Origin of the sequence: Corynebacterium sp. MSK041 (genome assembly GCF_030232265.1) — a bacterium.
Classification (GTDB): Bacteria; Actinomycetota; Actinomycetes; order Mycobacteriales; family Mycobacteriaceae; genus Corynebacterium.
In genome coordinates this window covers 257,120-279,394 of the sequence record NZ_JASPJK010000001.1, presented here as the reverse complement: position 1 = coordinate 279,394, position 22,275 = coordinate 257,120, and the positions used below count along the sequence as shown (strand labels likewise).

Annotated in this window: 19 protein-coding genes; 7 read left to right on the top strand and 12 right to left on the bottom strand. The window is 57.7% G+C overall.

Features of this window, described 5'->3' with window-relative positions:
• Positions 1 to 24: 24 nt before the first annotated feature.
• The 5 genes from QP968_RS01405 to treY are packed head-to-tail and all read left to right on the top strand — an operon-like array spanning position 25 to position 6,982.
• A complete protein-coding gene (locus QP968_RS01405) occupies positions 25 to 582 on the top strand; it encodes a TetR family transcriptional regulator (RefSeq protein ID WP_284854570.1) in 558 nt (185 codons plus the stop codon).
• Entirely contained in the window at positions 566 to 2,737 is a 2,172-nt protein-coding gene (gene glgX, locus QP968_RS01400; protein ID WP_284854568.1) for a glycogen debranching protein GlgX, read from the top strand. The genes QP968_RS01405 and glgX overlap by 17 nt, the downstream gene beginning before the upstream one ends.
• Positions 2,734 to 3,972, top strand: coding sequence for an exonuclease domain-containing protein (locus QP968_RS01395; protein WP_284854566.1), 1,239 nt, complete (start codon positions 2,734 to 2,736; stop codon positions 3,970 to 3,972). Before glgX ends, QP968_RS01395 begins: the two co-directional genes overlap by 4 nt.
• Before the next feature lie 36 nt (positions 3,973 to 4,008).
• Positions 4,009 to 4,617, top strand: a complete 609-nt coding sequence (locus tag QP968_RS01390; RefSeq protein WP_284854564.1) for a hypothetical protein — start codon at positions 4,009 to 4,011, stop codon at positions 4,615 to 4,617.
• A gap of 4 nt (positions 4,618 to 4,621) precedes the next feature.
• Positions 4,622 to 6,982, top strand: coding sequence for a malto-oligosyltrehalose synthase (gene treY / locus QP968_RS01385; RefSeq protein ID WP_284854562.1), 2,361 nt, complete (start codon positions 4,622 to 4,624; stop codon positions 6,980 to 6,982).
• Here the strand turns inward: treY and QP968_RS01380 are convergent.
• Genes QP968_RS01380 through QP968_RS01370 form a run of 3 tightly spaced genes read right to left on the bottom strand, consistent with a single transcriptional unit; the run spans position 6,979 to position 8,224 of the window.
• Positions 6,979 to 7,347, bottom strand: coding sequence for an RNA-binding S4 domain-containing protein (locus QP968_RS01380; protein ID WP_284854561.1), 369 nt, complete (start codon positions 7,345 to 7,347; stop codon positions 6,979 to 6,981). The two genes, treY and QP968_RS01380, sit on opposite strands and share 4 nt — an antisense overlap.
• On the bottom strand, positions 7,348 to 7,584 hold the full coding sequence (locus tag QP968_RS01375; protein ID WP_284854559.1) for a hypothetical protein: 237 nt from the start codon (positions 7,582 to 7,584) through the stop codon (positions 7,348 to 7,350).
• 10 nt (positions 7,585 to 7,594) lie between these two features.
• Positions 7,595 to 8,224, bottom strand: a complete 630-nt coding sequence (locus QP968_RS01370; protein ID WP_284854557.1) for a YigZ family protein — start codon at positions 8,222 to 8,224, stop codon at positions 7,595 to 7,597.
• Positions 8,225 to 8,254: 30 nt separating this feature from the next.
• Here QP968_RS01370 and treZ point away from each other — a divergent pair, with 30 nt between their 5' ends.
• Positions 8,255 to 9,961, top strand: a complete 1,707-nt coding sequence (gene treZ / locus QP968_RS01365; protein ID WP_284854555.1) for a malto-oligosyltrehalose trehalohydrolase — start codon at positions 8,255 to 8,257, stop codon at positions 9,959 to 9,961.
• Here treZ and ilvA read toward each other — a convergent pair.
• Complete coding sequence (ilvA, locus tag QP968_RS01360) at positions 9,951 to 11,222, bottom strand: threonine ammonia-lyase IlvA (RefSeq protein WP_284854553.1); 1,272 nt, start codon at positions 11,220 to 11,222, stop codon at positions 9,951 to 9,953. The genes treZ and ilvA overlap by 11 nt on opposite strands.
• A 90-nt stretch (positions 11,223 to 11,312) precedes the next feature.
• Here ilvA and QP968_RS01355 point away from each other — a divergent pair, with 90 nt between their 5' ends.
• Entirely contained in the window at positions 11,313 to 11,723 is a 411-nt protein-coding gene (locus tag QP968_RS01355) for a hypothetical protein (RefSeq protein ID WP_284854551.1), read from the top strand.
• 2 nt (positions 11,724 to 11,725) lie between these two features.
• On the opposite strand, the gene dnaE is transcribed toward QP968_RS01355, so the two are convergent.
• From dnaE to lspA, 8 genes are all read right to left on the bottom strand, one after another.
• Positions 11,726 to 15,280 (bottom strand): DNA polymerase III subunit alpha, encoded by a 3,555-nt coding sequence (gene dnaE / locus QP968_RS01350; protein ID WP_284854549.1) that lies wholly within the window; start codon positions 15,278 to 15,280, stop codon positions 11,726 to 11,728.
• A 24-nt stretch (positions 15,281 to 15,304) separates the two neighbouring features.
• The gene (locus QP968_RS01345) at positions 15,305 to 16,600 is read right to left on the bottom strand and encodes an ABC transporter permease (RefSeq protein ID WP_284854547.1); all 1,296 of its coding nucleotides are present in this window, start codon (positions 16,598 to 16,600) and stop codon (positions 15,305 to 15,307) included.
• Positions 16,601 to 17,281, bottom strand: a complete 681-nt coding sequence (locus QP968_RS01340; protein WP_284854828.1) for an ABC transporter ATP-binding protein — start codon at positions 17,279 to 17,281, stop codon at positions 16,601 to 16,603.
• Between the two features lie 69 nt (positions 17,282 to 17,350).
• Positions 17,351 to 18,613, bottom strand: a complete 1,263-nt coding sequence (locus tag QP968_RS01335; protein ID WP_284854546.1) for an efflux RND transporter periplasmic adaptor subunit — start codon at positions 18,611 to 18,613, stop codon at positions 17,351 to 17,353.
• 114 nt (positions 18,614 to 18,727) lie between these two features.
• Positions 18,728 to 20,290: an HNH endonuclease signature motif containing protein gene (locus QP968_RS01330; RefSeq protein ID WP_284854544.1), complete on the bottom strand. Its 1,563-nt coding sequence runs from the start codon at positions 20,288 to 20,290 to the stop codon at positions 18,728 to 18,730.
• 100 nt (positions 20,291 to 20,390) lie between these two features.
• Complete coding sequence (locus QP968_RS01325) at positions 20,391 to 20,777, bottom strand: hypothetical protein (RefSeq protein WP_284854543.1); 387 nt, start codon at positions 20,775 to 20,777, stop codon at positions 20,391 to 20,393.
• An 86-nt stretch (positions 20,778 to 20,863) separates the two neighbouring features.
• Positions 20,864 to 21,775: an RluA family pseudouridine synthase gene (locus QP968_RS01320; RefSeq protein WP_284854541.1), complete on the bottom strand. Its 912-nt coding sequence runs from the start codon at positions 21,773 to 21,775 to the stop codon at positions 20,864 to 20,866.
• Positions 21,772 to 22,245 carry a signal peptidase II gene (gene lspA, locus QP968_RS01315; RefSeq protein ID WP_284854540.1) on the bottom strand — a complete coding sequence of 158 codons (474 nt, stop codon included), beginning with the start codon at positions 22,243 to 22,245 and terminating at the stop codon, positions 21,772 to 21,774. Before lspA ends, QP968_RS01320 begins: the two co-directional genes overlap by 4 nt.
• Positions 22,246 to 22,275: the final 30 nt, after the last annotated feature.

Here is a 22,275-nt window from a genome sequence, read left to right as displayed (position 1 = left end):
CAAGTGCGTGTATGGTCAGCTGGTATGCAACTGTCGCGGGATCTCATAGCCGAAGCGGCGGTGGGGATCCTGGATGAATATGGCCTCGCCGACGTGTCTATGCGGCGCGTCGCCGGGCAACTGGGAGTGGCACCTGGAGCGCTGTACTGGCACGTAGAGAACAAACAAGCCCTGGTCAGCGCGATGGCGGAACTGATTCTCGCCCCAGTGCAGAAGAACTCTGACCCGCGGGAAATGTGCGCGCAGATCCGTGCTGCTCTTCTCGCCCACCGGGATGGCGCGGACGTTGTTACCGCCGCAGTATCTCAACCACATTCCCCACTTTTCGCTTCGTTGGTCAGTGATCTGCGGGATACTCTCCCCCACTCTGATCCGCGCGCGGATGCGGCGGCCGAGGCTCTCCTCTTCCTCACTTTGGGGGCAGCCAACATTTATCAGTCAGGCGCTCAGCTGCAGGATGCCACCCACAGTCCGGGCACGCCACGCGGTGGGTCGGTGGACACTGCGGTGGATCTCCTCCTCCTGGGTCTTAAGCACGAAACAGATTCGGTTAACATCGACTCTCATGACAACCCCTCCTGAGCACAGCCAGGTATGGCCTGGATCGGCCTATCCCCTGGGATCCACTTATGACGGTGCGGGCACCAACTTTGCCATCTTTTCCAACGTGGCGGACAAGGTCGAGCTCTGCCTGATTGATCCGGACGGAAACGAGGAAAGGATTGCCCTCGAGGAGGTGGACAATCACGTCTGGCACGCCTATTTGCCTGGTGTTTTGCCAGGTCAACGCTATGGTTACCGTGTCCACGGCCCGTGGGATCCGCACAATGGCAAACGGTGTGACCCATCCAAGTTGTTGGTTGACCCGTACGCCCGCGCCTTTGATGGTGAGTTCGATGGGCACTCATCCCTGTTCTCTTACGACATTTCCGCGGAGCCACCAGGGTCCGGCCGGAATGAGGAGGACTCGCTCGGCCACACCATGCTGTCCGTCGTGGTCAACCCGTTCTTTGATTGGGGAGATGACCGTGCGCCACGCATCCCTGACAATGACATGGTCATTTATGAGACGCATGTGAAGGGCATGACACAGCTTCACCCGGATGTGCCGGAGAATCTGCGTGGCACCTATGCCGGTTTGGCGCACCCGAGCGTCATTGCCTACTTGAAGGATCTGGGCATCACATCCGTTGAACTAATGCCAGTGCATCAGTTCCTCCAGGATGACCGCTTGCGCGATCTGGGCCTGCGTAATTACTGGGGATACAACACCTTCGGTTTCTTTGCCCCACACCAGGACTATGCAGCGGGCAAAAACCCAGGTGACGCGGTAGCAGAATTCAAGGGCATGGTGCGCGCCTACCACGAGGCGGGAATGGAGGTCATTCTTGATGTGGTGTACAACCACACTGCTGAAGGCAACCACTTGGGCCCCACCATTGCCTTCCGCGGCATTGACAATGAGGCGTACTACCGGCTGGTAGACGACAACAAGCTCCACTACATGGACTACACCGGAACCGGTAACTCCCTGAATGTCCGCGACCCGCACTCCCTGCAGCTCATCATGGATTCCCTGCGCTACTGGGTCACAGAGATGCGCGTCGACGGTTTCCGCTTCGACCTCGCGTCCACCCTGGCTCGCGAGTTCTCGGATGTGGACCGGTTGGCCACGTTCTTTGACCTGGTCCAGCAGGATCCCGTTGTCTCCCAGGTCAAGCTCATTGCTGAGCCTTGGGATGTGGGTGAAGGCGGATACCAGGTGGGTAACTTCCCGCCGCTGTGGAGCGAATGGAACGGAAAGTACCGTGACACCGTGCGTGATTTTTGGCGTGGTGAGCCGTCAACGCTGGGCGAGTTTGCTTCACGCCTGACAGGTTCTTCAGACCTGTACAACCACAATGGTCGTCGCCCCACCGCATCCATTAACTTCATCACCGCCCATGATGGTTTCACCCTCAATGACCTGGTGAGTTACAACCAGAAGCACAACGAGGAAAACCATGAGGACAGCCGGGACGGGGAAAACCACAACCGTTCATGGAACTGTGGCGTGGAAGGCCCCACGGATGACCCGGAGGTCTTGGCATTACGTGCCCGTCAGCGCCGCAACTTCCTCACCACCCTGCTGCTTTCTCAGGGCACTCCGATGATCTCCCACGGTGATGAGTTGGCACGTACTCAGGGTGGAAACAACAACGTCTACTGTCAGGACAATGAAATTGCCTGGATGAATTGGGAGCACCTTGATGCGGCGGAGAATCTGCATGACTTCACCCGTCGTCTCATCACGATTCGGAAGAACCACCCGGTTTTCCGCCGCCGTCGTTTCCTTGCCGGTGGCCCGCTGGGCACCGACGTGCAGGACCGCGACATCGCATGGCTCGTGCCTACAGGCAAGTTGATGACGCAGGGGGATTGGGACTTCGCTTTTGGCAAGGCCCTGCAGGTGTACCTCAACGGTAACCAGATCGTCGAGCCCGATCAGCGTGGCCAGCGTGTCACTGATGATTCGTTCTTGCTCATGTTCAACGCCTTCCACGAGGACATTGAGTTCACGTTGCCGCCGAAGAATCTCGGCGCCAAGTGGGAAGTACTCATTGACACCACTGAACCATTGGGTTATCCGGCGGAAACAGAGGAGATTGAGGCGTTGGGAACGAAGAATGTTCCCGCGCGTTCCACGATTGTTCTGCGTCAAATTGAGCCACCGTTGTTCGAGGAGGACGCATCATGATTACTGCGCACGGCGCAAGCCTTGCGGTAACAGGTACCGCGCTAGAAATTCATCCTGCACCGCTTGAAGCAGCCCTGCTTGGTTCCTCTGAACCGACCATCATTCCGCTAGCCGACATCGAAGGAGTGGACGTTCATGTGGGGGACCAGTGGGATGAATCCATTGTCACCATCGGCACCACGTCCATCCGCTTCGCGCCCGGCGATACGGAAGGCCCCGAACAGCTACGCGCTGTCATCGATGCTGCACAGCGTGGTGAAACGATCAATCTCGACGCGATCGCTGGCTTCAGCTTCGTCGCACTCGACGTAGAAACCGCAAACCAAAACTGGGGTTCGGTCTGTCAGATCGGCGTTGTCACCGTCACCGACGGAATCATCACCGACCAACAAGGCTGGCTGTGCCGCCCGCCGGAGCAGCTTGCGCTTTTCGACGAAGCCAATGTCGCCTGCCACGGCATCACGGCGGAGGATGTGGCAGATGAGCCGTCGATAAGCGAAATCCTCCCTCGTGTCTTTGAGTACATCGGCGATCACACCGTCGTTGCACACAACGCTTATTTTGATGCTTCTGCCTTGCGCTATGCGGCGCTCGCATCCGGTGTTGAAATCCCCCCTCTCAACTTTGCCTGCTCTCTGGCGCATGCGCGTGCTGTTGAGCTTGATGTGCCTAACCATCGCCTGCCCACACTTGCTGAGTTCTTTGGCGTTGCCCTGGATAAACACCATGATGCGGTGGCGGACGCAGCTGCGTGTGCAGGGATTATGGTTGGGCTTGCGCGTCGCGCGAAGTACTCAGGCCCGGTCAATGATTACGTCACTGAGTCTGGGTTCCATCTTGGGTCCATCGGTGCTGACCACGTGACTCCAGTGTTGAAGGAATTCCGTGGTCAACAAAAGAAGCGAAAACCAGCTCCGTGGCAGGCCGTGGCTACCCCAGACACCATCCCGGAGCCAGCAACAAACGCTGACCCGAACGCACCGCTGTATGGCCAAAACGTCACACTCACTGGTGAGTTTGAGCCCTACGACAAGGGTGAACTGTGGAATGGCATTGCTGCCCAAGGTGGCCAGGTGGGCAAGAACGTGACCAAGAAGACCACCATTTTGGTCGCTGGCGCGTGGGCAACCATGACATCCAAGGAGAAACGCGCTCGCGAACTCATGGAGAAAGGCCAGGATATTGAGATCTGGCCTGCGGAAAAGCTCTTTTCTGTACTTGATTTGGAAAGTTAGGGAACCGAATAGGGGTTAGCAGCAGTCTAAGGAAGTATGACTACTTCTACTGCTGTTCCTGCTCCTGCTTCTGATTCTTACGACATTGAGAGCGTTGAGCGCTCTCGCACTCTTCTGAGCCCCGCGACGGATCTCTCTGTACGTCTCATCGCCCGCACTCCCACTGTGATCAGCAATGAGTGGGATGGGCCGGTGACCATTAACCTCTCCCGCGACCATGCTGCGGTGCTCTTAGACTCCTCCGGCAACGCTTTAGACCACATGAGGCTTGGCCACCGTGGGCTGACCATGCGTCAGGCGTGGGATTCAGCGGCGCTGAGGTTATTGGCCACGCAACGAGATCCGTACACGGTGCATTTTGATGTACGTAATTCTAGTTTCAGCCTTGGCCCCAAATCGCCCCGTGGCCTTGAGGTGAAGGGTGCCCCTGCCACATCCTGGTTGGCTCACCCAAAAACTTTTCAGATGCTGCACCGCCACTTTTTAAAGGTGCTCGAACCGGCACACTCGATCACGTATCTCACCCGCGACCACTGTGAACTTTTCGTTCTGGACTGCACCGCGGAACATGCGACAACGACCTTCCCGTACGCCACGGTGCTCACGTACTCCCTCGGCTTCCCAATTAAACGCACTATCGTGTGAAGGCATGGACCGGCCCATCACTTCCACCTACCGCCTTCAACTCCGTGGACCCCACGCTGATCCAGCAGGGCGCGGATTCGGTTTTACCGACGCTGCCGCTGTCGTCCCCTACCTGGCTGATCTGGGAGTATCTCACCTGTACCTCTCCCCGATCTTCACCTCGTATCGGGATTCGAACCACAACTACGATGTGACAGATCCAACGACGATCAATGAGGAGCTCGGGGGGATGAGCGGCCTCAAAGAATTGGCCGCCACTGCACATTCCGCTGGGTTGGGGCTCATCGTGGATATCGTCCCGAACCATGTGGGCGTGGAAACCCCGGAGCTCAATGCCTGGTGGTGGGACGTTCTTAAAAACGGAAAGTCCTCGCAGTTTGAGCCCTACTTTGACATTGACTGGCACGAGGATAATGGCGCCGGTGGCAAACTTGGTTTACCCATTCTGGGCAACCCCGGCGATGAGGACAAACTCACCCTCACCATGTTGGAGGATGAACCGGTTCTCGCCTATTACGACCATCATTTTCCTCTCACCCCCGGCTCTTTCACCAGCTTGGAGGATGATCCGCGGGAGGTGTACGAGAAGCAGCACTATCGCCTTCATTACTGGCGTGACGGCGTCATCTCCTACCGTCGTTTCTTCTCTGTCAACGGGCTCGCCGGCATCCGCCAAGAAAACCCCGTGGTGTTTGAGCACACCCACAAAGTGCTGCGCCAGCTTATCCGCGATGATGTGATCGACGGCGTCCGCGTCGATCACCCAGACGGCCTCGCTGATCCTTTTGCCTACCTGAACCAACTCCGCACACTCATCGGGCCGGACCGCTACCTCATTGCGGAAAAGATCCTCGGCGTGACCGAGCCATTGGATCCCCGCCTCGCTGTCGACGGCACCACTGGCTATGACGCGCTGCGTGAACTCGATGGTGTCTTCATTGCTCGTGAAGCCGAGGATTCTCTGAGCATGCTTTCCCTCGAGCAGTCCGGCTCTACATGGGATGAAGCAGCCATTGAAGCCGCCGAGCACCAGTTGAAGCGCGAAGTTGCACAGTCAGAACTCGCCGCAGAAATCCGTCGCCTCACTCGCGCTATCTCCACAGATGGGACGGAGGAACTAGAAGCCACCCTCATTGACCTCATCGCCGCGATGCCGGTGTACCGCGCCGACTACATCTCCCTGTCCCGGACGACTTCCACGATCATCGCTGATATGGCTCGCCGCTTCCCCTCCCGCTGTGATGCACTCAACCTCATCTCCGCTGCCCTCATTGCCAACGATGAGGCCAAGACCCGCTTCGCCCAAGTGTGTGGCGCTGTTATGGCTAAAGGTGTGGAAGATACGTTGTTCTACCGGGCATGCCGGCTCATCGCTTTGCAGGAAGTCGGTGGGGCACCGGGCCGCTTTGGGGTCTCCGCTGCGGAATTCCACCTGCTGCAGCAAGAAAGGGCAATGCTTTGGCCACGAGCGATGACCACGCTGACTACCCATGACACAAAACGCAGCGAGGATACTCGCGCACGCATCATTGAGATCACGGAACGCCCGAAAGCCTTTGCCGAGCTGGTCCACCACGTCAGCGCGCTCGTACCCGCCCCGGACCAGGCGACCGCGCATTTCCTCATGCAGAACATTCTTGGTGTGTGGCCCGCCGATGGCATGACCGACGATGTCCGACAGCGCCTGCATGCGTACGCACAAAAAGCGGTGCGTGAAGCTGGTGTTCACACCACCTGGTTCGACAATGACCCAGCGTTTGAAACCGCCATCTCTAACTGGGTCGACGCCGTGGTGGACGGCCCGGCTGCAAGCATGATCCAGGAATTCGTCGACGAGATCCACCGTGGCGCCGTACAGATTTCGCTGGGCAGAAAACTGCTGCAGCTCATTGGCCCCGGCATTCCGGATACATACCAGGGCCAAGAGTTCATTGACTTCTCACTCGTTGATCCAGATAATCGCCGGTTTGTTGATTATGTTCACCGTGCGCAAACCCTCAACCAGTACTTGGAAGAAGGCATCACCGATTCTGCGGACCGGATGAAACAGGCGGTGGTATACGAAGGCTTGCGCCTCCGCCGCGAACGACCAGAAGTATTCAGTGGTAACAACTATCGCGCGGTCTTTGCTGAAGGTAAAACCTCCCACCACCTGGTGGGCCTCGCGCGCGACGAAGGTGTTATTGCCCTAGCTACCCGCTCTCCGCTCGGGCTGGAAGACCGTGGCGGTTGGGGCGAAACGACGATCACCCTGCCAGCAGGAACTTGGACCAACCGGCTGACGAAAACAAGCTTTACAGGCACCGTTCAAGTCAGTGACCTGCTGGGGACCTTCCCCACAGCGCTTTTGGTGGTTGAACCCTAGCGGTCCCTGCCCAGCAGCCGGTCAATCTCACGCCGCTCTTTCTTCGTGGGCCGGCCTGCACCGCGATCACGCTTGGGCATGGAGTAGAAGTATTCCTTCGGCGGTGGGGGCGGTGAATGGTCCACGTAGCAGGTCCTCGCAACGGGAGCACCGACGCGCTTGCGCACGGTTTCTACCACCTCGTACTCAAGGTCGCGGTAGTCCTTCCATGCTTTGACGCGGTCTCCTGGCACCACCTTGGCTGACGGTTTCACCGCATTACCGTTGAGTTTCACATGCCCGGCGCGGACCGCGTTGGCGGCATCAGACCGGGTTTTGTACATGCGTACAGCCCAGATCCACACATCGATCCGGACAGGTTCCACTTAGTACACGTCCCGGTGGTTAATAATCTGCTGGACCTTGACGTAGTTGTACACGCCACCGACAACTGCAACGACGAGACCAAGGCTGAACCAGAACCAGAAGGAGGAGGAGATCAGGCCAAGTGCGACACCGCCGACGACACCTCCACCAACACTGATCACGCCATTGCGTGAGTACTTTCGCACGGCTTGCTTGCGCGCTTCAATTGGATTGTGTGGGCGTGGCTGCAAAGTCATGCCGTTTAGTTTAGCGTTCCACCCATGTCTCTCCGGTCTCTGACGCTTCGGCCGTGCCTTGGGTCAGTGCGGCGAGTAGTTCGTTGAGGGCGTCTAAACCTCCGGGCTCAATACCAAGCGTGTACGTGGCCATTGCACCGTACTGAACATCCACGACATCGATGCCATTGGTACGCAGGTCGGCTTCAATCCGTCCGGCCTCCGCATGTGGCAGGTCGACTGATACGAGTTGCCTCAAACGTTTTTCCACCCGCGTGACGTGTTCCAGGGTCTCAGACACCGCCCCGGAATAGGCATGAACCAGCCCGCCAGCCCCGAGTTTGATACCGCCGAAGTAGCGGATCACCACTGCCACGATGTCCCGCATTCCGGAGCCGCGCAGCACATCCAGCATGGGTTTGCCAGCGGTACCGGATGGTTCACCGTCATCACTGGAGCGCTCAACAGGGTTCTGCCCGTGCAGGATGAATGCGGAACAGTGGTGCCTCGCATCCGGGTAGGTGGCTTTTGCTTCCGCGATGACCTCCCGCGCTTCCTCTTCAGATTCCGCGCGGGTGATCCAGGTGATGAAGCGCGATCGCTTGATCGTGATCTCGTGCGTGATCAGGTCACGTGCGGGCAACTCAAAAGAAACAAACATCGTGCCCGCATTTTACTTAGTGTGGAGTCCATGAGTTCCACCGAACGCTTTGAAGTATGGGCACCGCATGCGCATGACGTCCAGCTCGTCCTAGACGGTGCGCACTATCCGATGCAGCGAGCCGAGAAAAGGGGTTGGTGGGTCTCCAACACCACCAAGCAACCCGGCCAGCGCTACGGCTACCTCCTTCACGATGGGAACAACTGGACAGGCCCCTTCCCCGATCCACGCACACGCAGCCAGCCGGATGGTGTTCATGGGTTATCGGAAGTCTTCGACACAGATTTCCCGTGGACTGATCAGGCCTGGTCCCCCAAGAAACTCCAAGGCCAGGTGATCTATGAGCTCCACGTGGGTACTTTTACGCCGGAGGGGACGTTTGCGGGGGTCGTCGAAAAGCTTCCTTACCTCACTGATCTTGGCGTGACCGCCATCGAGCTCATGCCCGTGCAACCTTTCGGCGGAGAGCGAAACTGGGGCTATGACGGCGTGGACTGGTTCGCTGTCCACGAGGGTTACGGTGGGCCGTACGAGCTGAAGAAGCTTATCGACGCCGCGCATGCCCACAACATCGCCGTCTATCTCGACGTGGTGTACAACCACTTTGGCCCCGACGGTAACTACAACGGTCTTTTCGGCCCGTACACGACCATGGGCTCGACTGGTTGGGGCGATGTGGTGAATCTTTCCGGGGCGAATTCGGATGAGGTTCGCGCCTACGTCCTCGATGCTGTACGCCAGTGGTTCGAAGAATTCCACGTGGATGGTCTGCGCCTTGATGCGGTGCATTCTTATGATGACCGCGCTGCGTTTTCCATCATGGAAGACATCAACCGGATCGCGGATGAGACGAACGCCATCATCATCGCTGAGTCTGACCTGAATGATCCGCGCATCATCAGTGCCTATGAGCACGGTGGATACGGCCTTGACGCGCAGTGGCTTGACGACGTCCACCATGCCCTCCACACCCTCATCACCGGTGAGAACAACGCCTACTACGAAGATTTCGGCAGCCTGGACATCTTGGCTGACACCCTGCGCCACGGCTACCGCTTCCGGCGCACGTACTCATCTTTCCGCGAACGAACCCACGGCAAAGAACTGGATTTATCCCGCATCGCTCCGTGGAAACTGATTACCTACACCACCACCCATGACCAGGTGGGTAACCGCGCGCAAGGCGATCGCCCTTCGCAGAATCTGACGCCCGCTCAGCATGCTCTCAAAGCAGCGGTGATCTTCTTCTCCCCTTTCACCCCCATGATCTTCATGGGCGAAGAGACCTTCGCGCAGACCCCGTTCCCCTTCTTCGTGTCCCATACTGATGACCATCTGCTGCGCCTGACCAGCGAGGGCCGCGCCCACGAATTCGCGCGCTACGGCTGGGACGTGGACACTGTGCCCGACCCAGCTGACCCCGCCACTTTCGATTCGGCGAAGCTCAATTGGGTTTTTGGGGACGCTTCCACACAGATGCTCTCTGCCTACAAGAAGCTGTTGTCACTCCGCAAAGACTTCAACCTCGCGCGTGATGATCTCCGGGAACTGCACGTTGAGCGCGGTGAAGAATGGCTCACCATGGGGTACGACGATGTCGTGCTCGCCGCAAACTTCTCCAGTGAACCCGTCACCGTGCCCGTTGGCGGCGAACTGGTCTACTCCTTCACGCAGCCGACAGTTACGGAAACGTCAACCGTTCTAGATCCGTGGGGTTTCGCGGTGATTAGCCGATGACGATGTAGTCATACTCCGGTGTACCCGGCATGAGACGCTCACAGTCGAAGGATGCGTCTTCCATGCGTTGCAACAGTGGCTCTAGGTCCGTTGCCCGTGCCAGCTCCAAGCCAACCAGAGCAGCACCCGTTTCACGGTTGTTCTTCTTCAGATATTCGAAGAGCGCAATATCATCGTCCGGGCCCAACACGTCGTTGAGGAAACGGCGCAGCTGGCCCGGTTCCTGCGCGAAGTTGACCAGGAAGTAGTGCTTCAGACCGCGGTGGACAAGGGAACGCTCCATGATCTCGGCATACCGCAGCACGTCGTTATTGCCACCGGAGATCACGCACACCACGGTGCTACCCGGCGCGAGGTTCACCTCTGCGAGCCCTGCTACTGACAGCGCGCCGGCCGGCTCCGCAATGATGCCTTCGTTCTGGTACAGGTCCAGCATGTTCGTACACACCGCACCTTCATCCACATCGGTGAGATGAATCCGGCCCTGGTTTTGCTCCACAATCTCGTAGTTGATGTCACCGACACGCTTCACAGCAGCACCATCAACGAAAGGATCCACGTCCTTCAACGTGACCGGCTCCCCCGCCTTCATCGCCGCTGCCATCGACGCCGCTCCTGCTGGTTCCAGCCCCACGATGGCAGTGCGGGGCGACATATCAGCCAGGTACGAGGCGATACCAGCGATCAGCCCGCCGCCACCGACCGGCACCAAAATGTTATCCAGGGATTTACCCAGCGCCGACAGCTGTGACACAACTTCCGCTGCCACAGTGCCTTGGCCGATCACGGTATTACGGGCGTTAAATGGTTCCACCATGGTTGCACCGCGCGCGAGTGCATCCTCATGTGCGGCTTCAGCTGCTTCATCGAAGTTGTTGCCTGTCAATACGAGCTCAACGGAATCCCCACCGTGCACCAAGATCCGGTCTCGCTTCTGCTTCGGAGTGCGCTTAGGCACGAAGATCTTGCCGTCAATGCCCATCGACCGGCATGCGTAGGCCACGCCCTGAGCATGGTTCCCGGCTGATGCGGCAACGACGCCGGCGGCCTTCTCATCGTCGGAAAGCTTGGAGATGTTGTAGTACGCACCACGGATCTTGTACGACCGCACGTCCTGGAGGTCCTCTCGCTTCAGGTACACCTCCACGCCATACTGCTGGGACAGCCGCGGGCAGTACTGCAGCGGAGTCGGGGCAATAATGCGGGAAATATCCGCCTGTGCTGCTTGGATATCGGCTGCGTGGACGGGTGCGAAAGTCATAGACCCATATCTTAGCCCCCTTTATCTCTTGGTTTTACCCCGGCAAGGACGTACACTTTTCGCGGTTAGAAATCTCAAGAAGGAGCCCCCGTGAAGAAGACCCTCATCGCCGCCGCGCTCGCGGCCACCACCGCTTTCTCTGTCACTCCCGCCGCCTTGGCAGAAACCACTGCGGAGGTGAAGGAAAGCCAGGACATTCAGGACAACAAGGAGGCTCCTGAGGCTCCTGAAAAGAAGGAAGAGAAAGACAAGAACGAGCTTGATCCCACCAAGGACCGGTGGGATACGAACGGCGCTTCCAGCGACCCGGCTCCAAACGGGGGATTTCCCGAGAACTCTTCTACCCTGAACCGCGTTGGTGCCTACATGCAGAGCAACCACTTCAAGATGCTCTCTTTGATCGTTGCTACTGTCGCAGCGGCCATTACCATGCTGGCCAAGGTTGGGGAGATTGTTCTCCTGCTCAACCCTGACCTGCGGGCTCGACTCGGCGGGAAATAAAGTTAGCCCAACACCCCAGCGCCCATCGCGGCCTTCAGGTCGCCCATGAGGCTGCCGGACCGCTCCACCCTGAGGTGATCCCCCAGAATCATCAGTTGGGAGTGGTCCCCATTCACCAGGTTCAGGTAAACATCCGAATCACCCGGATTGTTTGTCAGAACCTGTTTTAATTTCTGGATGTTGTCCATCGTGCACTGTTCCGTGCGCAACGTCAGGCGCAGTGGCAGACCAGCACCATTGCCTGGCCCCAGCTCCGGCACCTTCACGTCATCGCCGAAGAGACTCATGCGCTCATCACGGATGGAAACATGCGCTTTGACCAGGATGATGTTGTCCTCCACGATCTGCGGGGCAACGAGCGCGTACACCTTATTGAACAACAGCACCTCCACCTGCGCGCCGTTGTGGTCCTCCAGCGTGACAATCGCCCATGGGGAGCCATCCTTCTTGGAGAATCTCCGGTCCACCGCTGAAATAATCCCACCGATGGTCACCTCATCGCCGTGACGCATGCCACCTTCGAGGATCTTCGGCAACGGTGTGTCCGTCTGCGCTTCAATCGCTTCTTCGAAACCGTCGAGCGGGTGCCCGGACACATAAAGTCCGAGCATTTCACGTTCGAGTGCGAGCTTGTGCTTCTTCTCCCACTCATCTTCAGGGACCTCGATGGAGAATGCGGAGGACGCCTCTGCGTCGCCAAGCGAGGCGAATAGATCAAACTGCCCCTTATCCGCGGCCTTCTTGGTGGTCAGAACGGAATCCACCGCATCGTCAGAGACGAGCATGAGGCCCTTGCGCGCATGCCCGAGTGAGTCAAACGCGCCAGCCTTAATCAGGGATTCCGTGATGCGCTTATTGCACGGCAGCAGATCAATCTTGTCCAGGTAATCAGAAAACGACGTGAAATCGCCTTTTGTTCGGCGGGTCTCCCGGATCGATTCCACAACTTCCACACCCACGTTGCGGACAGCGGCCAACCCATAACGGATGTCCTTGTCCACAGCGAGGAAGTTCTCCTCCGACGCATTAATATCCGGTGGCAGCACGGAAATGCCAAGGTGGCGACAATCCGCAAGGTAGATCGCGGACTTGTCCTTCTTATCGCCCACCGACGTCAGCAGGGCCGCCATATACTCCGCCGCATAATTCGCCTTCAGGTAGGCCGTCCAGTAGGACACGAGCGCATAGCCTGCAGCGTGCGATTTGTTGAACGCGTAGGACGCGAAGGGCTCAATCGTTCCCCACAGTGCGTCCACCGCGGCCTTGGAATAGCCGTTGCTGAACATGCCTTCGGAGAACTTCTCATACTCCTTAGCCAGCACCTCAGGCTTCTTCTTACCCATTGCCTTACGGAAGCCATCTGCTTCACCAGCGGTGTAGTTAGCCACCTTCTGGGAGATGTTCATGATCTGCTCTTGGTAAACGATCAGACCATACGTTTCATCTAGGATCTCCCGCAGTGGTTCTTCCAGCTCTGGGTGAATCGGGGTGATCGGCTTACGCCCATTCTTACGGTCCGCATAGTCCCAGTGCGCATTCACTCCCATCGGGCCCGGACGATACAGAGCCAAGGACGCGACAATATCGTTAAAGCCCGTCGGCTTCATGCGCTTCAGCAGCTCTTGCATACCACCGGAGTCCAGCTGGAACACACCCAAGGTGTCACCGCGTGAGAGCAGCTCATAGACCGCCTCATCATCGGTTTCCAGCGTGTCCAAATGAATATGTTCACCGCGGTTTTTCTGGATGTTCTCAATCGCATCACCCAACACCGTCAGGTTACGCAGACCCAAGAAGTCCATCTTCAGCAGACCAATGGCCTCACATGCCGGGTAATCCCAACCAGTGATCAACGCGCCATCAGCGGGACGTTTCCACATTGGAATGTGGTCCATGAGTGGCACTGACGCCATAATCACCGCACACGCGTGCACGCCTGCTTGCCTGACCACGCCCTCCAGGCCTCGCGCAGTCTCATAAATCTTGGCGACATCAGGATCCGTCTCAATCATCGAACGGACCTCGGCGGCTTCTGAGTAACGCTCATGCTCCGGATCCATGATGCCGGCCAGCGGAATATCCTTCGCCATGATCGCCGGTGGCAGAGCAGCGTTAATCCGGTCCGCCATTTGGAAACCTGGCTGGCCGAAGTTCACCTTCGCCGCGTCCTTAATCGCCTGCTTGGTCTTCACTGTGCCGAAGGTGATCACCTGGGCAATCTTGTCCTCGCCCCAGTTCTCCGCCGCATAAGTGATCATTTCGCCGCGGCGCCGATCATCAAAGTCAATATCAATATCCGGTGCGGAAGGACGCTCCGGGTTCAAGAATCGCTCGAAGAGCAACCCGTGCTCAATCGGGTCAATGTTCGTGATGGTCAGCGCGTACGCAACCAAGGAACCTGCCGCCGAGCCACGACCCGGACCAACGCGAATTCCAACGGAACGCGCATGCTTAATCAGCTCCGCAACGATGAGGAAGTAGGACGGATAGCCCTTCATGTCAATGACATCGATCTCATAGTCCGCACGCTTGTAGTACTCCTCCGGCACAGTCGCACCTTCGAAGCGCTCTTGCAGCCCACGATGCACTTCCTTCCGCAGCCATGTCGTCGGGGTCTCCCCCTCCGGCACGGTTGCCAGCGGCATACGGTCATGCGGGTGTTCTTCCCACAGTTCGCCGTAGTCCCCCACGCGTTCCGCAATCCACAACGTGTTGTCGCAGCCGTCTGGGACCATGTCATCCCAGATCTCACGCATCTCCTGCGCCGACTTGATGTAGTAGCCGGTGCCATCAAACTTGAAGCGGTCTGGGTCCAACAGCGTCTTGCCGGTCTGGACACACAGCATTGCCTCGTGGGCTGGTGCTTGGGATTCAAGGACGTAGTGGCAGTCATTGGTCACTAGTGGCGGCAAATCCAGTGCCTGACCGATGCGTAGCAGATCATCGCGCACGCGACGCTCAATGTGCAGACCATGATCCATCAACTCAAGGAAGTAATTGTCCTTACCGTAGATGTCCTGCCACATCGCGGCTGCCTCAAGCGCCTCGTCATACTGCCCGAGACGCAAACGCGTCTGCACATCACCCGAGGGACAACCCGTCGTGGCAATGATGCCTTCTGCATGCTCCGCGATCAGCTCCGCATCCATGCGCGGCCACTTACCCAGCTGGCCCTCATACGAGGCGAGGGAACTCAAGCGGAACAGATTACGCAAACCGTCTGCGTTCTCCGCCAACATCGTCTGGTGCAAGTACGCACCGGAAGCGGACACATCGTCGCTCTTCTGGTCAGGGGTGCCCCACAGAACACGTTTCTTGTTGAAGCGGGATTCCGGGGCCATGTAGGCCTCAATACCGATGATCGGCTTGATGCCCGCTTCCGTCATGCGGCGGTAGAAGGCATTGGATCCAAACATGTTGCCGTGGTCCGTCATGCCCACGGCAGGCATTCCCTGACGGTCCACTTCCTCCGCCAACAGATCCACCTTTGCCATGCCGTCGAGCATGGAAAACTCGGTGTGGTTGTGCAGGTGGACGAAGGAGGAATTCTTGGCCATAGCTGCCTAGTCTAGCCCGCTTGTCTACTCGTACCTCAGCGCGTCAATGGGCTGCATCTTTGCTGCCTTATTCGCCGGGTACGCACCGAAGAACACGCCAATCGCCATCGAGAACAACAGCGCGAACAACACTGCGCCGATCGGCGGGAAAGCCACCGGGCCATAAGACTCACCGTCGATCATCCCGATGAAGCCACTAGCGAAAATGCCCAAGCCTCCACCGAGCACCACGCCGATGACACCGCCCAGCAAGCCAACCATGACAGCCTCAACGATGAACTGTGTCCGGATATCTCGCTGCGTTGCACCGAGCGCCTTACGCACACCGATCTCACGGGTGCGCTCCGTCACCGTGATCAACATAATGTTCATCACACCGATACCGCCGACGAGCAGGGAGATACCTGCGATGGCAGCGAGTACCGTACTGATAATCCCGAAGATGCTGGTGAAGGCCTCCAGCGACGCCTGCATATCAATGACTTCAACTTGAGCCTCATCGTTATGCTCGTACCAGCTGTCAAGATATGCCTGGAGTTCCTCACGGAACGCTGCTGGGTCCTCATCACCCCGCGTCATCACAACAAAGTTGAAGACATTCTCAATCTTTTCGCCCACCCGGTCAGTCACGCTGACGGGGATATACATCTGCCCGTATGCGGTCTCCTGGCCGAAGTCATCCGCGTTCTGCTGTTCGCCCTCGGCGACACCAATAATGGTGAATACGCTCGTGGAATCAGTGCTCACATCAATGCGTTCGCCGATGGCGGATGCGGCATCGCCGTCAAAGAATGCGTCGACAAGCTCCTGCGAAACAACCGCAACTGGGCGCTGAGTGGCAATGTCCTGCTCTGTAATACCGCGCCCGTAAGAAATCTCGACATTGCGGACCTTCATCGAATCCGCCAACACCGGCATCACGTCAACTGATGCTGTTTTGTCACCGTAAACCGAGTCTGCGGAGAGCGTTTCCTGGATATCCACGCCCTCGATACGTGGCCCAAAATGATCCTTAATCTCCTGGAGTTGTTCCAAAGAGACCATGTCTTGCTCATCCGTAACCGGCATGTTGAAGCCAAAGGAGAACGTATCTTCTTCTTGTTCGGACTCCTCAGGCTTCTCCGTGATCAGCACAATGTGCTGCGACGCACCAATATCTTCCAGGCCACTGAGAACCTGGTTCTGCAGGCCACGGCCCAAGGTCATGATGATGATCACGGCCATGATGCCGATGATGATGCCCAGGAGCGTCAGCACCGAGCGCATTTTGTTTGTGCGCAGGCTCCCCGCGGCGAGGTTGATTGATTCACGCAATTCCATCTAGCGCCCACCTCCCGCATGCGCATCGACGATCCGACCGTCCTTCATCTCCACAATCCGCTGCGTCTCCTGCGCAAGCTCCGGGTTGTGAGTAATGAACACGATTGCCTTGCCATATTCCTCATTGAGCTGGTGGAACAGATCCATCACCATGCGGCCCGTCTTCGAATCCAACGCACCTGTGGGCTCGTCCGCCAGCAACAAATCCGGATCATTCGCAAGACTGCGCGCAATCGCAACACGCTGTTTCTGGCCACCAGAAAGCTCATTCGGCGCGTGCGTTAGCCGGTCCCCCATCCCGACCATCTCTAAAAGCTCAGCCGCGCGCTCCTCGCGTTCTTGCTTGCCGACGCCCGCGTACATCATCGGCATCGCCACATTCTGCAACGCGTTAATGCGTCCAACCAAGTTGAAGTTCTGGAAGATGAACCCGATGTTCTGGGAGCGGTACGATGCCAGCTCATTGTCGTTTTTGATGAAGACATCCTCACCATTGAATGCGTAGCCACCATGAGTGGGCTTATCCAACATCCCAATCAGGTTCATCAACGTCGACTTACCACAGCCCGAAGGGCCAACGATGGATACGAACTCACCATGCTTGGTATCAAAATCGATCCCGTGCAGCACCGTCAGCTCAGTGTCTTTGCCCTGGTTATAGGTTTTGACGATTCCGCGCATGTACACCAACTGGTCAGGATCAATCTCGACCAACTCTGGCGGGGCGCCGTGAACAGAACTGCTCACTGTTTAGTCCTTCTTGTCCTGCTTGTCTTGCTTGCCCTGGCCGAAGTTCTCATCGGCGATCTGAACTGTCTCGCCCACCTTGTCCTTGTAGTCATCGGGCCAGGCAACAACGATGTCGCCTTCCTTCAAATCACCGCCCGTCACCGCGATGTCCGTGTCATTCTTCACTCCGGTTTTCACCGTGCGTTCCTCGACGGTCGCCGTCGCATCGTCGCTAGGTACCAACACCAGCACCTTGCCATCGTCATAGACCGCATCGCGTGGAATGCTCAGGCCATCCCGAGTTTCATCCGTGATGATCTCAGCGCGTGCTGATCCTCCCAGGCGCAAATCATTCATGTCACCGGTGACCTCAATCTCTACCGGGAACAAAATTCCAGAGTTCTTCGATTTCCCCTGCCCCTGCTGCATCGCACGCGCCGCCGGATCTTCCCCCTCAGCCATCGGCGCAATTTTGCGTACGCGCCCCTCGAACTTCTTATCGCCGGTCACCGGAGTGGTGAACTCCACCCGATTGCCTTCTTTCACCCGTGCCACGTCAGTCTCACGCACGTTCGACTTAATCAGCAGGCGTGAAGCGTCCGCAATAGTCAGCAAAGCTCCACCCGCCGGAGCGCCCTCCTGCGCCTCGATCTTGGTCACAACACCATCCATCGGTGCGTAGATCTCACGCTCTTCCATCTGGTATTCAAGGGAGCTCATGTTTTCCCCCATGCCAGGAGGCATACCTTGCTGCGCAGCCAACTGCTCTTCAATAGCAGCCTGAGCCTCGTTCTGGCCTTCTATACGGCCCTGCTCATGTGCTTCCACGAGAGCTTGTTCAATCTCCTCCCGGCTTGGCCCTGGTGCAGGTGCCGGTGCCGGCGGCGGTGGTAGTGGAGCTCCCTGCGGGAAGATGGAGCTAATGCTGTCATGGATGGCTTGGCCGGCATCCTGAACCGCACGTTGGACCTGACCGACAGCAGCCGTCATCGCGATTGGTTCACCGGAGGCATTCAGCTGGCGTTCAATGGAGGAAGTATCCATGGTCACCAGCAGTTGTCCCTGCTTCACGCGGTCCCCGACCTGCACATGTACGGTCCCCACCGGAACTGACAGGGTGCTGGAAATCGCCGCTGTGCGTACCGGCTCGACGGTGCCATCGACGACGATGCTGTTCACTACGGCTTCGTGTGTGGCCACTGAGTAATCGCCAGCAGAGACACCCTCCTTTGCGTCCATGTCCCCCGCACCACAAGCGGTGGCCAAGAACAGAGACGAAGCCATAGCCAGGGACAACCCAGCTCGACGTGCCCACATGGTGCGTTGAGATGACAAAATGATTCTCCACTTCAGGGGGTGTGAACAAACTTACTGAAGAGACTTTACACGCCACCAAACTTAAGATGGAAGACTCATTCGTCGCTCCATGCTGAGGTCTTGGACCGTGGGCCGATCATCCATGGGGTCTTGCGGTGCCTCAAAGTCTGGGTCCGGCGCGGGCGGTGTTGGCGTTGGGTGGAAGGGGAAGGACATGTCGTACTTCGCTTCGATTTCTTCCAGTGCGCTCACACACTCGTCATAACTCCCACCCGATTCGTACTTATCCATGATCGTGTGAGCCAAGGCAAAGAACCGTGCGGAATTCCGCCGCAGCGCAAGAAGACCACGCAATGTTGTCTTCCACCGAGGTTTTTCTGCCAAGACTTGCTCTTGGATGAACCCTTCTGGCTCCGACTTCATGTAGGTCCCATCCGGCAGGAGCCAGATCACCTCTCCCGTCACGGGATCTGGCAGGTAGTACGCACGTTTATCGGTTTTTATGTTGTGATGGTGCTGACACAGGCAGTACAAATTATCTATTTCCGTCTGCCCGCCCTCACCGTAAGGGATTCGGTGTTCCATCTGGCAGTTTTCCGCCGGAACGTGACAGCCCGGCCACACGCACGTGCCGTCACGCCACCGAACCTTCGCCTTGATGTCTTCCGGCACCACGTATCCCGCCACTGCACGGTCCAGTTTCTCACTGTCCAAGTCCACGACCGTGCTGTCCGCATCCGCCATGAAGTGGAACATCGCGGTGCTTGGTGCGGTGGTCCAGCCAAAGCGGGGAATGTAAACCGAGGCAGAGCGATCGATCGATCCATCGGTGCCTTTGGGCGCGTAGCCGTAAATCACAGCCTTAGCAGGAGGAGCAATCTCCCCCGTCAGTAGCTTCAGGGTTGCATCAGCCAAGCTGAGTTTGTGTTCGCGCGCAGTTTCTTCCACGAATGCGCGAACAGAGGCCATCGTTGCGGAATCTCCGACGACGTTCATACGTGCATTGCCAACCTCTTCGTTCTCAGCACTGAATGAGACATTGCAGTGCCCCGGTGGCACGGCCCCCTCCTTCTGCTCGCGTTCTTTCTTCTTCTTTGAGCAGTAATCAATATTCGGATCGAACGATGCCAGGAGCTTCTTCATCCTGTTTTTAATCATCCATGGCGTAGGCAACTGCTGGTTTGCCGACGTTGGGCTAAAAAGCCCCGCCAAAAGCTCATCAAACGCCGCCAGCATCTCATCGGTGATGTCATTACCCAATCGCGCCAACTGATTATCAATGGTGATCAAGCGGGACAGATCCAGCCGTTGAGTTCTCCTTTGAAGATCCCGCAGCATCGGCAGTTCCTGGAGGCGCATGTAGGCACACATGGCGTTCTCCACCGCCTTTTTGCCCATCCCCGTGACTGCACTCAACTTGGCTATCTCCACATGAATGTCATCACTCGAGCCGGCAAAGTCCTGACCATCCTCGGCATACAGCCCGAAGATGCCGAACTGACACTGCCGCAACAGCAATGCGTATTCCGCAATTTGACTGTCCGGACACTCGGTGGCAAAGAATGCCTCTTCCTGCTCCGGCCGGGAGTCCTCCCCGTCTCCTATGATCTGTTCCAATCGCTTTCGCTTGTCAGAAGCTGACACGATCTCACCCCCTTCTCCTTATTGTTTCCTAGACACAATCATACAGGAACGGGCGTTCGATACGCAAGGGCTAAAACAACATTTTTAAATATCTTTACGTCTAAACGTTCGAAGGAGTACGCACACCAAAAGTGCCCCACGCAGCATCGGGTGGAAGTACGTCGATGGTGGCGATGCGGGGGTCGGTCACAAGCGAACGCAAAGTGTTCCCGCCTTCCCACACCACGACGGCGATGAGTGGCTCGGAACCGAAAACCTGAGTCCGGTCCGGCATCTCCCCCACGGAGATCGGCGCCTTATCAGCAACGATGATCTGGTTAACGCGGCGCACATCCTCCAGCAGGTCAGCTGCATCAGCCGGATCGAGGGGCGAAGCAAAGGTGATCAAAGCAAAAGCGGGCTCATCGGCTTCCTCAAGCGATGCCTGGGCACGCTGTTCATACTCCCTCGCAGACTCACCGTTATCAGGGCCCAGCTGGTCCCCCATGGGGTGCGGGTCTATTCCGGTGTTCAGCCCCAGTAGATAGATACCAGCGAGACAAGCTAGGCAGCCGAGGGCAGCGATTACCTGTTTCACCCGCGGAGCACATCCACCGCATGTTGAAGGTCCGCTGGATAAGGGGACTCAACCTCCATCCATGTGCCTTTACCGGGATGCATGAATCCCAGTTTGGTGGCGTGCAACCACTGACGGTTCAAACCAAGGCGTGCGCCAAGTTTCGGGTCGGAACCATACATCGGGTCCCCCACGCACGGGTGCCCCACCGATGACATGTGCACGCGAATCTGGTGCGTGCGGCCAGTCTCCAGCTGAATTTCCAGCAGGCTCGCCTCGCGGAAAGCCTCCAGCACCTCATAGTGTGTCACTGAATGGCGTCCGTCCGACGTCACGGCGAACTTCCACCCGGAGGAGGGGTGGCGGCCAATCGGGGCATCAATCGTGCCCACGATCGGATCTGGAAGGCCCTGCACCACCGCGTGATAGGTCTTATCCACGGTGCGTTCCTTGAACGCGCGCTTGAGCACCGAATATCCCGGAATGGAATTGGCCACCACCATCACGCCGGACGTGCCCACATCCAGGCGCTGCACAATGCCTTTGCGTTCAGGTGGGCCCGCATCGGGCAGTTGAAACCCTATCGCATACAGCCCGCCCACCACAGTCGGCCCTTCCCACCCCAAGGTTGGGTGCGCAGCAACGCCGACTGGCTTATCGACGACGATGACATCCGCGTCCTCATACAAAATGGTCAGCCCCTCGACCAACTCTTCCTTCGGCATCGGGGGTGCCTTCGGCTCCGGTAGGGTCACTTCCAAGGTTTGGCCGGTGGCAAGGCGGGTGGATTTGGTGGCCAAGGAGCCGTCGATAAGCACATCGAGCTCGGCCGCGACTGTGCGCGAGACGCCGAATGCTTTGGCCACAGCGGCATCAACGCGCATGCCGTCAATGCCTTCCGGCACGACGAGCGACCTGTACTTGCTCATTTCTCCCCCGTGAAAAACAGCGCGATGATGAATACAACAACGCCCACGTTAATGGCCATATCCGCAAAGTTGAACACCGCGAAAGAGCCAATGGAGATGTAATCCACCACATGCCCAAACCAAAAACTTGGGTCCCGGAAGAGACGGTCGATCAGGTTCCCCAACGCACCACCAGCGATGAGGGCAAGGCCGACGAGTTCCCATCGTGTTTTCAAGCGTGGCGCCGCGATGAGCGCGCCCACCACAAACACGAGCTGAATAGTGGTGAACAGCCACGTGGAATTACTGCCGAGGGAGAAGGCCGCACCCGGATTGAACACAAGAAGAAGCCGGAACCAGTCCCCGATCAGGTAAAAAGGTTCCCCTGGTGTCAGCGAAGACACCATGATCTGTTTGAGAATCTGATCGATGATTCCCACGGCGACCATGATGAGGGCCAGATACGTGCGCTTATGAGTGAGGGAGGTCATTGGCCCCTAACTCTAGTCGGCGGTAGGTTC

What these genes read in the sequence shown, in the direction of transcription:
- QP968_RS01405 (WP_284854570.1), top strand. Translation starts at nt 25, where the DNA reads ATGCAACTGTCGCGGGATCTCATAGCCGAAGCGGCGGTGGGGATCCTG.
- glgX (WP_284854568.1), top strand. Translation starts at nt 566, where the DNA reads ATGACAACCCCTCCTGAGCACAGCCAGGTATGGCCTGGATCGGCCTAT.
- QP968_RS01395 (WP_284854566.1), top strand. Translation starts at nt 2,734, where the DNA reads ATGATTACTGCGCACGGCGCAAGCCTTGCGGTAACAGGTACCGCGCTA.
- QP968_RS01390 (WP_284854564.1), top strand. Translation starts at nt 4,009, where the DNA reads ATGACTACTTCTACTGCTGTTCCTGCTCCTGCTTCTGATTCTTACGAC.
- treY (WP_284854562.1), top strand. Translation starts at nt 4,622, where the DNA reads ATGGACCGGCCCATCACTTCCACCTACCGCCTTCAACTCCGTGGACCC.
- QP968_RS01375 (WP_284854559.1), bottom strand. Translation starts at nt 7,584, where the DNA reads ATGACTTTGCAGCCACGCCCACACAATCCAATTGAAGCGCGCAAGCAA.
- QP968_RS01370 (WP_284854557.1), bottom strand. Translation starts at nt 8,224, where the DNA reads ATGTTTGTTTCTTTTGAGTTGCCCGCACGTGACCTGATCACGCACGAG.
- treZ (WP_284854555.1), top strand. Translation starts at nt 8,255, where the DNA reads ATGAGTTCCACCGAACGCTTTGAAGTATGGGCACCGCATGCGCATGAC.
- ilvA (WP_284854553.1), bottom strand. Translation starts at nt 11,222, where the DNA reads ATGACTTTCGCACCCGTCCACGCAGCCGATATCCAAGCAGCACAGGCG.
- dnaE (WP_284854549.1), bottom strand. Translation starts at nt 15,280, where the DNA reads ATGGCCAAGAATTCCTCCTTCGTCCACCTGCACAACCACACCGAGTTT.
- QP968_RS01345 (WP_284854547.1), bottom strand. Translation starts at nt 16,600, where the DNA reads ATGGAATTGCGTGAATCAATCAACCTCGCCGCGGGGAGCCTGCGCACA.
- QP968_RS01340 (WP_284854828.1), bottom strand. Translation starts at nt 17,281, where the DNA reads ATGCGCGGAATCGTCAAAACCTATAACCAGGGCAAAGACACTGAGCTG.
- QP968_RS01335 (WP_284854546.1), bottom strand. Translation starts at nt 18,613, where the DNA reads ATGGCTTCGTCTCTGTTCTTGGCCACCGCTTGTGGTGCGGGGGACATG.
- QP968_RS01325 (WP_284854543.1), bottom strand. Translation starts at nt 20,777, where the DNA reads ATGGGGGACCAGCTGGGCCCTGATAACGGTGAGTCTGCGAGGGAGTAT.
- QP968_RS01320 (WP_284854541.1), bottom strand. Translation starts at nt 21,775, where the DNA reads ATGAGCAAGTACAGGTCGCTCGTCGTGCCGGAAGGCATTGACGGCATG.
- lspA (WP_284854540.1), bottom strand. Translation starts at nt 22,245, where the DNA reads ATGACCTCCCTCACTCATAAGCGCACGTATCTGGCCCTCATCATGGTC.